Raw genomic sequence first — 13107 nt, 5'->3', positions numbered from 1 at the left:
TATTTCAATTTACTTATTGTATAATGAAGTGACTGAAGAAAAAGGAGGGTGTTGGCAATGACAAAATTAGACGCGACATTGACAATGCTAAAAGAATTAACAGATGCACGCGGTATTGCGGGTAACGAGCGCGAACCACGTGAAGTAATGAAGAAATATATTGAGCCGTTTGCAGATGAACTTTCTACTGACAATTTAGGAAGTTTAGTTGCGAAAAAAGTTGGGGAAGAAAACGGCCCGAAAATTATGGTTGCAGGTCATTTAGATGAAGTTGGCTTTATGATTACGCAAATTGATGACAAAGGATTCCTTCGTTTCCAAACGGTTGGAGGCTGGTGGTCACAAGTTATGCTTGCGCAGCGTGTAACGATTGTAACGCGTAAAGGAGATGTAACAGGTGTAATTGGTTCCAAACCACCGCACATTTTACCTCCAGAAGCTCGTAAAAAGCCAGTTGACATTAAAGATATGTTCATCGATATTGGTGCTTCTAGCCAAGAAGAAGCGATGGAGTGGGGCGTACGACCAGGAGATCAAGTTGTACCTTACTTTGAATTCCAAGTAATGAAGAATGAAAAAATGTTACTTGCAAAAGCATGGGATAACCGAATTGGTTGTGCAATTGCAATTGACGTATTAAAACAATTAAAAGATGAAAAGCATCCAAACGTTGTATACGGCGTTGGGACTGTACAAGAAGAAGTTGGTCTTCGTGGTGCGAAAACATCTGCAAACTATATTAAGCCAGATATCGCATTCGCTGTAGATGTTGGTATTGCTGGTGATACACCAGGTGTAACGGCGAAAGAAGCACAAAGTAAAATGGGTGATGGCCCACAAATCATTTTATATGATGCTTCTGTTATTGGTCATACAGGTTTACGTGATTTCGTTGTGGATGTTGCTGACGAATTACAAATTCCGTATCAATATGACTCTGTAGCGGGTGGCGGAACGGATGCAGGAGCAATTCATATTTCTGTAAACGGTATTCCGTCTATGGCAATTACGATTGCGACACGCTACATTCATTCTCATGCAGCGATGTTACATCGTGATGATTATGAAAACGCAGTGAAGTTAATTGTAGAAGTTATTAAACGTCTTGATAAAGAGGCTGTACATAACATTACATTTAATTAATAGAAAAAAAGCGAAGGGGAATTTCCTTCGCTTTTTTTATGTTAAAAGGGTCTTTCTAATCCTGCTGCCGTATGAGCTCCTAAAATAATTAAGCGCGTTAACTGCATTGCCATAAAATGCGGGGTATAGATCATGCCCTTTTTTAGCCATGACATAATCATTCCGAGATGAGCACCAGTAACATAACTAATGAGAATATCACGAGGGACCATAAGCTTTTCGTCGTTAGGCTGTGAAATGGATAAACTTAACGTTAAATGTGTTTGAATTGCTTTCATCATTTTATAAGTATAGTTTCCGGCTGCTTTATCACCGAGCATAATGTTATAGAAATTAGCATTTTCTGCGATATGCTCAAATAAAGCTAAAAAGGTCGGATGTGGAGAATCAAACGTAAGCTGAAAGTCTTCTTTACTGCGCTTTTCTGGCTTAATCACCTCGACTAGCTTTTCTAACATCTCTTCTATGCTTTTTTCTAATAAGTCATATTTATCGTGATAATGGCTATAAAATGTAGCGCGATTTACGGGGGCGCGTTCTGCGATATGTTGAACGGATACACTTTCAAAGCCCTTTTCGCCTACTAAAGCGACAAAAGCATCCTGTATGAGTTGTCTCGTTCGTTTCACGCGTGGATCATTTGTATTTTTAATAGACATTTTTACTTCACCTCGTTTAATTTTTTTTACTTAAACAACACATGTATAGTGTAATGTTGTTTAAACAACATATATGTTTAAATTGTCGGTTGTAGATTCGGAATAATTATTTATAATTATAAACGATAGTCCTTTAGAAATCAGCACCGATCGCAGGCAGATGAACTACGGTTTACACTGCAGATGGTGTGATTTTTTTGCTTAAAAGTTAATATAATTAACAATTAAGCAATCTAAACAAAAAGGATATAAATAGTTTAGAAAAAAATTATATGCGATATAAGGAGAGGAATGCAATGAATCAGTTTCGAAGAATGGTAATTATCAACATTATCACATTAATTGTATTAGTTGGCGGCGGTATTGGCGGTTATTACTATTACAATCAAACAGAAAATTATTTAAAGACAGAAAATGCAAAGATTGACGGGAAAGTAATCCCAATTGCATCACCAGTAGCAGGTAAATTAACAGACTGGAAAGCTGAAGTAGGTAAAAATTATAATGAAAATGATAAATTAGGTGCTGTTACTGTAGCAGGAGCAAATGGTGAGCAAACAGTAGACGTAACGATTCCACAAAATGCAACAGTTGTACAATCAAACGCAACAACAAATGCGTTCGTTGGAGCAGGAAGCCCAATTGCTTACGCATTTGATATGAATAATTTATGGGTAACAGCAAACATTGAAGAAACAAATATTGATGATGTTCAAAAAGGTCAAACAGTAGATGTGTATGTAGATGCATACCCAGATACAACGTTAACAGGAAAAGTAGAACAGGTTGGATTAACAACAGCAAATACATTCTCGATGTTACCATCAAGTAACGCAACAGCGAACTATACGAAAGTAAAGCAAGTTGTACCAGTTAAAATTTCTTTAGATCATAGTAAATCAGTAAATATTGTTCCTGGAATGAATGTGTCAGTTCGTATTCATAAGTAAGGGGGAGATGAGATGTCCTCAATTGCAATTGTAGGATATGCGCTATTTTGTATAATCGTCTTCTTCCTTGTAAATCGTCTTTTACGAAAGAAAAAAACGAATGTGGGAGAAGAACAAGTCCCAGCCGTAAGTAAGATAGAAGTAAGTAAGATAGAAACAGTAGAGAAAGAAATTGAATCAAAACAAGAAACAGAACTTTCTAATGTTGTTGAATTAGAAACAGGGAAGCAAGAAGAAGTAAAACAAGAAATAGAAGTGCCGAAAAAACAAATGTCTATGCCTCTAGAGAATGTAAACGTAAAGGCAGTTGTAGCTGTATTAATTCTCGGTATGTTCGTTTCTATTTTAAACCAAACGATCATTAATGTTGCATTGCCTCCATTAATGAACGAATTTAATGTATCAACTTCAACAGCACAATGGTTAATTACAGGCTTCATGCTTGTAAACGGAATTTTAGTACCGATTAGTGCATTTTTAGTTTCACGGTTTACGTATCGTAAATTATTCGTAGCAGCAATGTTATTCTTCACTGTAGGATCTATCATTTGTGCTACATCAGGTAACTTTACAATGATGATGACGGGCCGCGTTATTCAAGCGGTTGGTGCGGGTATTTTAATGCCAGTTGGTATGAATATCTTCATGACATTATTCCCGCCTAATAAGCGCGGAGCAGCTATGGGACTATTAGGGGTAGCGATGATTTTAGCACCAGCTATCGGACCAACTGTAACAGGTTGGGTAATTGAAAACTATAGCTGGAACTTAATGTTCTATGGGATGTTTGTTGTCGGTTTAATTATTACGTTCTTATCTTTAAAATTCTTTACACTAGCCCAGCCAGTGTCTAAAACAAAGTTAGATGTATTCGGTGTTATTAGTTCAAGTATTGGACTAGGTAGCTTACTGTACGGATTTAGTGAAGCTGGAAATAATGGCTGGACTAGTGCAGAAGTTGTTATAACACTTATCATCGGTGTCATTGGTTTAGCTGTATTTATTTGGAGAGAGCTAACAACGGACAATAAAATGCTTGATTTACAAGTGTTTAAATATCCAGTATTTACTTTTACTTTAGTAATCAATGCAATCGTTACGATGGCCTTATTCGGAGGTATGTTATTACTTCCAGTATACTTGCAAAACATTCGCGGTTTTACACCGATGGAATCAGGGTTATTATTACTTCCAGGATCATTAATTATGGGAATTATGGGACCAGTTGCAGGTAAACTATTTGATAAGTATGGTATTCGTCCGTTAGCAATTGTCGGATTAGCCATTACAACATTTGCGACATATAAATTTACAACGTTATCGATGGATACACCGTATAGCGTTATTATGACGGATTATATTATACGTTCAATTGGTATGTCATTCATTATGATGCCAATTATGACAGCTGGTATGAACGCGTTACCGATGAAATTAATTTCTCACGGTACAGCAACACAAAATACGTCAAGACAAGTAGCTGGTTCAATTGGAACAGCGATATTAATCACGCTTATGACGCAACAAACGACTGCTCACGTAGCGGATTACGGCAATATGTTAACAACGTCAAACCCAATTTTAGTTGATAAAGTACACGGTATGGGCCAAAGCTTAGCGGCATTAGCCGGATCAGCTCAAGCAGGAGATGCGATGAGCACGCAACTATTATTCGGACAAATTTCAAAGCTATCTGCAATTAACGGTATTAACGATGCCTTCTTAATTGCAACGATATTAGCAGGCGTTGCTTGGGTATTATCGTTCTTCTTACCATCAGGCAATAAACCAAATAGAAAAGCAGGGAATTAAATTCCCTGCTTTTTTGTCTTTTTAAAGAGTTAGATATAAAAAATGATAACCAATCACGGAGCATAATCCTGTTATAAACAAAATCGTCCCCATAGAAAGAATACTTGATATTTGTCTTCCGCTTATAATAGCTAATAGTCCAGCTAAAGAGAAGAAACACCAATATAAAGTTCCTGAAATTGGGAGACTCCCCTCTAAATCTATTCCGTTACCTATACAAATGATAGGAACAACGATAAATAATACGCTAATCAATCCAGCTATAATGGTAAGTAATTTACGATATTTAATTCCGGCAGCAATTAAGAAAATACCAACGATGATTTCACATAACAATAAAATAGGGGCTAAGATAAGCCAAATAAATAATCCGGTAGATTCCATGTATAATAACTCCTTAACGAATGAAAAATGAATCAGGCATAGACATGAGTTGATAACAAATAGCTGCGAACAGTCCTATTGAGAAAATAATGAATCCCATGTTGCGTATACTATTAATTTTTGAACGTGCTCCATTAATTCCTGCTAATAGACCAGCTAAAGAGAAAAGCATCCAATATAGAACAGTTGGAATGTGAAGAATGTCCTCTCCATTGATACCTTTGCTCAAAAAAATAAAAGGCATTATAACGAATGAGAAACAAATAATCCCCATTAAGATAACAAGTAATTTTTGATGAATAATTCCTGTTACTACTAAAAAAATACCACCAGCAATTCCACATAATAAGAGAAGCGGCATAAAAAATATCCAAATAATACTGAACATATGTAAACTCCTTTATATTAATTAAGTTATATTTTACTACATGAGGTTTATTTTGGATATTATTAATAAATATGTATAATTTGATAGAAATGAGTAGTAACGATACGAATTAATAGATGTAGAGAACGTTAGAGAGGTATCGTGATGATACCTCTCTTTATCCTAAAAATGCTACCATATTATTTATAATATGAAATAGTATGGTTGGAATGATGGAATTTGTTTTCTTGTATAAAATGGCCATCATTAGTCCTGCGAAGAAAGCACTCACCATTATCCCGAGTGAGTATGTATGGGCGACTCCGAAAAATAAACTTGTCAAAATTGCAGCAATCCAGAATGGGAACCGCTCCGAGAAGAAGCGAAGCATAAAACCTCTGAAAATAAGTTCTTCAAAAATGGGTGTAAGTATTGCGGACCCAATAAGTAACAATATTTGATATTGCTCTAAAATATGTAAGTTTAATGCAGCCGTTTGTTCTTCTAATGCATCTGGAAATACGTTTTCTAATACGAATAAATTGAAAAGGATATTTAATGAGAAGAAAATGAGTAAATATGCGTATGTACGCCATCCTTTTAATACTCTAAAGTTAAATGATGATAATAATAACCTTTTGGCAGGCTCGTATTTAAATATGAAGAACAATAGAATAGTCAGTTGTAGTGCAATGCTAGTCGTATCTATAATAGATTCGCATAAGGCGATTTGTGATTTATCTGCAAAAAAACTTTTATAAATTATTAGTGGGAGTATAAGGAATCCAGTTATAAAACCAGTGCCCCAAAATGCAAATAGAGCAGAGGGAATAAACTGTCCCCATGACATGGATTGTTTTTGAGTATCTGAAAACTGTGCATTTGATTGCATATGAAAAACCCTTTCTTTTTTATTTATATATTGATTTTATTTCTTGATAGTAAAAAGGTGGGATGGGGGTGTCTTCAATAAATTTGATTTTTAAGTGAGAAATAATCAGTGGAGGATAAAGAATCCACCACTGATGGAAGTTTTATAATAATGCTAGGGTATTATTCAGCATGTGCAATAAAATAGCTGGGATAATTGAATTTGTCTTTTTGCATAAAATAGCCATAAATAGACCCATGATGAACATACTAAACATAACACCAGTTGAATATGTATGACCTATTCCGAAGAGGAAGCTAGACCCAAGTGCTGCAATCCAAAAAGGGAAGCGCTGTTGTAGGAAGTGAAGAATAATACCGCGGACTATAAGTTCTTCAAAAATAGGTACAAAGATAGCGCTGCCTAGTAGCAATAACAGTTTGTATTGTTTTAACATTTCTAGGTTTAAAGCGGATGACTGTTCTTTTGCCGCATCAGGAAAAAGATTAGTAATTATAAATATATCACTAACAATATATAGTCCATAGAAAAGGATTATATATATATATGTGCTTACTTTTTTTAATGGTGTAAAGTTTAACGTTGGGACAATTAAATTTCTTAATGGTTTGTATGAATAAATTAAAATTAATAAAATGCACAATACAAATAAATTTCTTCCAGAAGTAGTAAGGGATTTGGTTAAAGCAATTTGTTTTGGATCGGTTAGGCCTTCTGTATAAATAACAGTAGGAAGGCCTATGAAAAGGTCGGCCAGGAATCCTGTTCCCCAAATCGCAAAAACGATTGAAAATAGAAATTGTGAGAGTGACATAGGATGTTTTTGTGAGTAAGTTAGTTGTGTGGCTTGTTGTATAATAGTGAATCACCTATCCTTATATATCGAAATTGTATATAAAGATTATAGAATATATGTAAGAAAAAGTCATTACTATAGTAAAAGGTATATTTTTGACTTCACTATTTACAGACAGTAATAATCTTATATTGATGTTCTGTGAAAACAAATTATCGAAAAATTCTGTTTATTTTTTAAGGTAAAATAATAAAAGAGGTATCACTCTGTAGTGATGCCTCTTTTTCATTGGTAAATGTGTTCTGTTGTTTTATTTAATTTCTTTTGCTCTATTTGTAATTCACGCTCTACCAATCGATCTAATTGCTGAATTGCCTTTAGGGCTTTTTCATAAGAAATAGTTCGGTAATGGTGAGCTCCGCCTGGTTCTTCGTCTGCTTCATCCGCCCACTTAATAATGTTTTGTAGAGGTGTTCTTTCAAGTGTTTGTTCTACTAAGAAAGAATCAGTGTGCAATAGAATTGCAACAGAAATTTCTTTTGCTTGCTTCGGATGTTCTCCTAATCGGATTAATAATTTATGAGCTCTTTCCGCCCCTTTAATTGCATGTATATCATTCTTTTTATACAATTCATAGTCCCATTCTCCGCCTGTATACCATGTATGATGTCCGATATCATGAAGGAAACCAGCTTTTGTTGCAGCGTCGACTGAGGCGTGATGCTTTTTGGCTAAGTGAAACGCATGGTAAGCGACAGCAATCGCGTGGACCATCCCAGAACGATTTACGTATTTTTGTGTAATATGATGTTTGAAAATTTGTTCAAGCGTAATACGGTGCATAAAACATTCACTCCTTTTATCTATTGATGTATATGAAGAAAATCGATCGGTTTAAATGTATTTTGAACATTGTACTCCATCGATCAGCGTTAGTAAAGTAGAAATGTTTAGGAGAAGAAAAATTTTATAGACATAAAAGGTCACCTTAGTTTTTTCTAAGGTGACCTTTTAGTATTTATTTTTTTAATCCTTGCTCCAGCGTTTCTAACATTTCGTGTTTTTCATTTTCATCAGCATTTTTCCAAATGACTTCGAATAAAACGCCAAGACCTGGAAGCATTTTCTCTTCACCGCTTTGAATTGCATCGACAATCGTTTCTTGTAATTGGTCTTGTGAATTTCCAGATATATTCGCTAATACAGCGCCGCGTAAATTAAAATTCATTACTTTCACCTCTTCTTCAGAATTGAAACTGACGTTAGTTTTTGTTCTTTTTTATGTAAATATGTATGAAAAATAGGCTATAATGATAAGACAAGAAGAGAGGGAAATACATATTATGAAAAACATTGATTCAGTACAAAACCCGCGTGTGAAGCAGTGGAAAAAGCTGCAGACGAAAAAAGAGCGCGATAAAAAAGGTTTATTTTTTGTAGAAGGATTCCATTTAGTAGAGGAAGCTTTAAAGGCAGGAGTTGTAACAGAACTTATCGTTTCAGATCAGACAGACCTTCCGAAAGATTGGACAGTTAATGATGTTGAAATGTATATCGTGCCTGAAGCAATTGTAAAGGTACTTCGTGAAACAGAAACAACGCAAGGTGTATTTGCTGTTTGTGAAAAACAGGAGAAAGAAGTAGCTCTTACTGATGGGAAATTCCTTTTATTAGACGGTCTTCAAGACCCAGGTAATTTAGGGACGATTATTCGTACAGCTGATGCAGCTAGTATTCATGCCGTTGTGCTTGGAGAAGGTTGCGTTGATGTTTATAATAGTAAAGTACTCCGCTCTACACAAGGTTCTATTTTCCACTTACCGATTGTGAAAGGGAACTTAGAAGAATGGGTAGACAAGTTAAAAGAAAATAACGTCCCTGTATATGGAACAGCTCTTGAAAATGGAGTTCCATATGGTGAAGTAACACCAACAGGAAGTTTTGCATTAATTGTAGGAAATGAAGGAAGTGGCGTACGCCAAGAAATTCTTGCGAAAACTGATCAAAACTTGTATATTCCGATTTACGGCGGGGCAGAATCACTAAATGTTGCGGTTGCAGCAGGGATTTTAACGTATTATTTACAAAGCCCAGTTGCGAACAAATAAAAAACTTCTTATAATAAGTTGAAGTACATGTTCGTAATGAACATATAATAAAAGTTAAATAATGAAAAACGTTGATAGAGAAGAGTAGCTTACAAAATCGCCATATAGGGAGAGAGTGCCGTAGACTGAAAGCATTCTTATGGTAGACGAAAGTGAATTCACCTCTGGAGTTGACGCCAGGACCATTTATATGTAAAGGCGTTCCGGCCAAAGCTGGCCGTTATAACTAATGAAGTGGGCAGACTTGTTCTGTCAATTTAGGGTGGTACCGCGAATTTACCTCGTCCCTTTTTGGGAGCGAGGTTTTTTTATTTTTAAAATTAGGAGGGTTCCAAATGGAAGCACGTTTAAAAGAGCTAAAGCAAAAAGCGTTAGAGCTTATTGAAGAAGCGAAAGAGCTAAAGGGCTTAAACGACGTACGCGTAGCGTATTTAGGGAAAAAAGGTCCAATTACAGAAGTATTACGCGGCATGGGAAAATTATCAGCAGAAGAGCGTCCACGTATGGGAGCATTAGTAAATGAAGTACGTGAAGCGATTCAAACGCGTCTAGAAGACAAAATTAGCAACTTAGAAAAAGCAGTAATCGAAGCAAAATTAGCTACTGAAACAATTGATGTTACACTGCCAGGTCGTCCTGTTGAAACAGGTTGTCACCATCCGTTAACAGCTGTTGTTGAGCAAATTGAAGATGTATTCATCGGTATGGGTTATGAAGTAGCTGAAGGGACAGAAGTAGAAAAAGACTACTACAACTTTGAAGCATTAAACTTACCGAAAGATCACCCAGCGCGTGATATGCAAGATACATTCTACATTACAGAAGAAACGTTACTACGTACACATACATCTTCTGTGCAAGCACGTACGATGGAAAATAATAAAGAAAAAGGCCCAATCAAAATTATTTGTCCTGGTAAAGTGTATCGCCGCGATGATGATGATGCGACGCATTCACACCAGTTCATGCAAATTGAAGGTCTTGTAATTGATAAAAACATTCGTATGAGTGACTTAAAAGGTACACTACAAGTATTCGTGAAAAAGATGTTCGGTGAAGATCGCGAAATCCGTCTTCGTCCAAGTTTCTTCCCATTCACAGAGCCATCTGTAGAGATGGATATTTCTTGTATGATGTGTCACGGCAAAGGTTGCGGCACTTGTAAAGGAACTGGCTGGATCGAAATTTTAGGCGCAGGTATGGTTCACCCGAACGTACTTGAAATGGCTGGTTATGATTCAAAAGAATATCAAGGCTTCGCATTCGGTATGGGCGCAGAGCGTATCGCAATGCTGAAATACGGCGTAGATGACATTCGTCATTTCTATACAAATGATGTACGTTTCTTACAACAATTCAAACGAGCGTAAGGGAAGGAGAGGATAAATATGTTCGTATCATATCGTTGGTTACAAGAGTATGTAGATATTAAAGATGTAACAGCACAAGAACTAGCAGACAAAATCACGAAAAGTGGTATTGAAGTAGAAGGCGTTGAAGTATTAAATAAAGGTGTAAAAGGTGTTGTAGTTGGTCACGTATTAGAATGTGAAAAACACCCAGAAGCTGATAAATTAAGCAAATGCTTAATCGATATCGGTGAAGAAGAACCAGTACAAATTATTTGTGGTGCTGCTAACATTGCAAAAGGTTTAAAAGTACCAGTTGCAAAAGTTGGCGCTGTACTTCCAGGTAACTTCAAAATTAAAAAAGCGAAACTACGCGGGGAAGCTTCTCACGGTATGGTTTGTGCTCTTCAAGAGCTTGGTATTGATGGGAAACTAGTTGCGAAAGAATACGCAGATGGTATCTTCATCTTCCCAAGTGACGCTGAGGTTGGTGCAGATGCACTTGAGATTTTAAACTTACATGATGAAGTACTTGAGCTTGGTTTAACACCAAACCGTGCAGATTGCTTAAACATGCTAGGTGTTGCATATGAAGTAGCTGCTATTTACGGCCGTGAAGTAAAACTTCCAGCTATCAACTTACAAGAATCAGCTGAAAAAACATCTGATTATATTTCTGTAAGTGTAGAAGCGAAAGAAGAGAATCCATTATACATTGCGAAAATGGTTAAGAACGTAAAGATTGGTCCATCACCAATGTGGATGCAAACTCGCCTTATGGCAGCTGGCATTCGCCCAATTAGTAATGTAGTTGATATTACAAACTACATTTTAATGGAATATGGTCAACCGTTACATGCATTCGATTACGATAAATTAGGTTCAAAAGAAATCGTTGTTCGTCTAGCTAAAGAAAGCGAAAAGATTCAAACGTTAGATGATCAAGAGCGTACATTACAAAGCCACCACCTTGTTATTACAAACGGTGAAAAAGCTTTAGCTGTTGCTGGTGTAATGGGCGGAGCGGATTCTGAAGTTGATAGTAATACAGTGAACGTTTTAATTGAGTCTGCATACTTTGCAGGTCAAACAGTGCGCCGTACATCAAAAGACTTAGGTCTTCGTAGCGAATCAAGTGCACGTTTTGAAAAAGGAATCGACCCAACACGTACATTTGAAGCAATTCAACACGCTGCTGCTTTAATGGCAAAATATGCTGGCGGAGAAGCGCTTGAAGGTGTAGTAGAAGTTGATAACTTACAAGTAGAAGAGCGTACAGTATCTGTTACAGCTGAGAAAGTAAATCGTGTATTAGGTACAGACATTTCTACAAGTGAAATGGGTACAATGTTCACAAACTTGAAATTCCCATTCACAGAAGTAGAAGGAACATTCCATGTGAATGTACCAGCGCGCCGTCCTGACATTACAATTTCAGAAGACTTAGTAGAAGAAGTAGGTCGTTTGTACGGTTATGATCACATTCCAGTTACATTACCAGCTGGAACAATGACACGTGGTAAATTAACAGCAGCTCAAACGAAACGTCGTAAAGTACGCCGCTTCCTAGAAGGCGCTGGTTTATATGAAGCAATCACATATTCATTAACAAGTGCTGAAAAAGCGAAACAATATATGGTTGAGCCGAACGAAAAAGCACCTGTAAATCTTGCGCTTCCAATGAGTGAAGAGCGTAGCCAACTTCGTTTAAGCTTAGTGCCACAATTGTTAGAAGCAGTTTCATACAATGTTGCACGTAAAAACGACAGCGTTGCTTTATACGAGGTAGGTTCTATCTTCTTACCAACAGTAGCAGGAGAACTTCCGAAAGAAGAACAACATCTTGCAGGTGTTATGACAGGCCTTGCTCTTCACCATGCATGGCAAGGTGAGAAGAAAGTTGTAGACTTCTTCGTTGTTAAAGGTGTGTTAGAAGGATTATTCGACGTACTTGGCGTTGCAAACCAAATCACTTATGCACCAGCAAAACGTGAAGGTATGCATCCAGGCCGTACAGCTGACATCTTATTAGATGGCGAAGTAATTGGATTCATCGGTCAATTGCACCCAGAAACAGAAAAACAACTAGATGTGAAAAATACATTTGTATTCGAACTATCTCTTGTAAAAGTATTCGGTGCAGACGTTGAAGAAACTTACTACTCAGCAATTCCACGTTTCCCATCTATGACACGTGATATGGCTGTTGTGGTAACAACAGAAACAAAAGCTGGTGAAATGAAGCAAGTAATTGCTGAAGCTGGCGGAGAACTTCTGAAAGAAGTAACACTATTCGACTTATACGAAGGTGAGAAAATGGAAGAAGGAAAGAAATCACTTGCATTCTCTATGAACTACTTCGATGCAGAACGTACATTAACAGACGAAGAAGTAACAGAAGCACATAGCCGTGTATTAACAGCGGTAGAAGAAAAATTTGGTGCGGAGTTACGTAAGTAATAAAAAATTGCCGGATTAATTCCGGCAATTTTTTTAGTAGAGCGGTTGTCGATTACTGTCGGTAAGTCGATATTCTATGTTGAATCGCTGATATATTTCGAGTTACGGTCGATATATGATAAAAATCGCTGATATATTTTCCGACATCTTGCATCTTTTCCTCGAATGTAGTACATTAATTTTAGTT

13 protein-coding genes and 1 other annotated feature are annotated in these 13107 nt (G+C 36.6%); of the genes, 6 read left to right on the top strand and 7 right to left on the bottom strand.

The genetic code is table 11. From position 1 onward, the window contains the following. Window positions 1-57 precede the first annotated feature (57 nt). Window positions 58-1143: a M42 family metallopeptidase gene (locus ACTFQM_RS17675; RefSeq protein ID WP_002173699.1), complete on the top strand. Its 1086-nt coding sequence runs from the start codon at window positions 58-60 to the stop codon at window positions 1141-1143. Between the two features lie 41 nt (window positions 1144-1184). Here ACTFQM_RS17675 and ACTFQM_RS17670 read toward each other — a convergent pair whose 3' ends face one another. Next, entirely contained in the window at window positions 1185-1802 is a 618-nt protein-coding gene (locus ACTFQM_RS17670) for a TetR/AcrR family transcriptional regulator (protein WP_098473603.1), read from the bottom strand. A 296-nt stretch (window positions 1803-2098) separates the two neighbouring features. On the opposite strand from ACTFQM_RS17670, the gene ACTFQM_RS17665 reads away from it, so the two are divergent. Together ACTFQM_RS17665 and ACTFQM_RS17660 are read left to right on the top strand one after the other, a co-directional pair. Continuing rightward, the gene (locus ACTFQM_RS17665; protein ID WP_098473602.1) at window positions 2099-2752 is read left to right on the top strand and encodes an HlyD family secretion protein; all 654 of its coding nucleotides are present in this window, start codon (window positions 2099-2101) and stop codon (window positions 2750-2752) included. Between the two features lie 12 nt (window positions 2753-2764). Next, complete coding sequence (locus ACTFQM_RS17660; protein ID WP_440035420.1) at window positions 2765-4564, top strand: DHA2 family efflux MFS transporter permease subunit; 1800 nt, start codon at window positions 2765-2767, stop codon at window positions 4562-4564. A 21-nt stretch (window positions 4565-4585) separates the two neighbouring features. Here ACTFQM_RS17660 and ACTFQM_RS17655 read toward each other — a convergent pair whose 3' ends face one another. The 6 genes from ACTFQM_RS17655 to sspI all read right to left on the bottom strand — a co-directional run bounded on the left by ACTFQM_RS17655 (window position 4586) and on the right by sspI (window position 8231). Then, window positions 4586-4948 (bottom strand): hypothetical protein, encoded by a 363-nt coding sequence (locus ACTFQM_RS17655; protein ID WP_002173695.1) that lies wholly within the window; start codon window positions 4946-4948, stop codon window positions 4586-4588. A 13-nt stretch (window positions 4949-4961) separates the two neighbouring features. Then, window positions 4962-5336: an ammonia permease gene (locus ACTFQM_RS17650; protein ID WP_440035419.1), complete on the bottom strand. Its 375-nt coding sequence runs from the start codon at window positions 5334-5336 to the stop codon at window positions 4962-4964. A gap of 157 nt (window positions 5337-5493) precedes the next feature. Continuing rightward, on the bottom strand, window positions 5494-6207 hold the full coding sequence (locus ACTFQM_RS17645) for a CPBP family intramembrane glutamic endopeptidase (RefSeq protein ID WP_178938836.1): 714 nt from the start codon (window positions 6205-6207) through the stop codon (window positions 5494-5496). 142 nt (window positions 6208-6349) lie between these two features. After that, on the bottom strand, window positions 6350-7021 hold the full coding sequence (locus ACTFQM_RS17640) for a CPBP family intramembrane glutamic endopeptidase (RefSeq protein ID WP_083594663.1): 672 nt from the start codon (window positions 7019-7021) through the stop codon (window positions 6350-6352). A gap of 267 nt (window positions 7022-7288) precedes the next feature. Next, a complete protein-coding gene (locus ACTFQM_RS17635) occupies window positions 7289-7846 on the bottom strand; it encodes an HD domain-containing protein (protein ID WP_002173692.1) in 558 nt (185 codons plus the stop codon). A 175-nt stretch (window positions 7847-8021) separates the two neighbouring features. Continuing rightward, complete coding sequence (gene sspI / locus ACTFQM_RS17630; RefSeq protein WP_002173691.1) at window positions 8022-8231, bottom strand: small acid-soluble spore protein SspI; 210 nt, start codon at window positions 8229-8231, stop codon at window positions 8022-8024. Window positions 8232-8313: 82 nt separating this feature from the next. Between sspI and ACTFQM_RS17625 the strand changes: the two genes are divergently transcribed. From ACTFQM_RS17625 to pheT, 3 genes are all read left to right on the top strand, one after another. Next, window positions 8314-9111, top strand: coding sequence for a TrmH family RNA methyltransferase (locus ACTFQM_RS17625; RefSeq protein WP_440035417.1), 798 nt, complete (start codon window positions 8314-8316; stop codon window positions 9109-9111). A gap of 62 nt (window positions 9112-9173) precedes the next feature. Then, window positions 9174-9403 (top strand) — a binding site (T-box leader). A gap of 43 nt (window positions 9404-9446) precedes the next feature. Next, the gene (gene pheS / locus ACTFQM_RS17620; RefSeq protein ID WP_000388222.1) at window positions 9447-10481 is read left to right on the top strand and encodes a phenylalanine--tRNA ligase subunit alpha; all 1035 of its coding nucleotides are present in this window, start codon (window positions 9447-9449) and stop codon (window positions 10479-10481) included. 18 nt (window positions 10482-10499) lie between these two features. Then, window positions 10500-12920, top strand: a complete 2421-nt coding sequence (gene pheT / locus ACTFQM_RS17615; RefSeq protein WP_440035416.1) for a phenylalanine--tRNA ligase subunit beta — start codon at window positions 10500-10502, stop codon at window positions 12918-12920. Window positions 12921-13107: the final 187 nt, after the last annotated feature.

It is taken from the genome of Bacillus cereus group sp. MYBK30-2, from assembly GCF_051915945.1.
Taxonomy (GTDB): Bacteria; Bacillota; Bacilli; order Bacillales; family Bacillaceae_G; genus Bacillus_A; species Bacillus_A paramycoides.
Note: the sequence above shows the minus strand (reverse complement) of the source record. Positions and strands in the feature narration are given on the sequence as shown.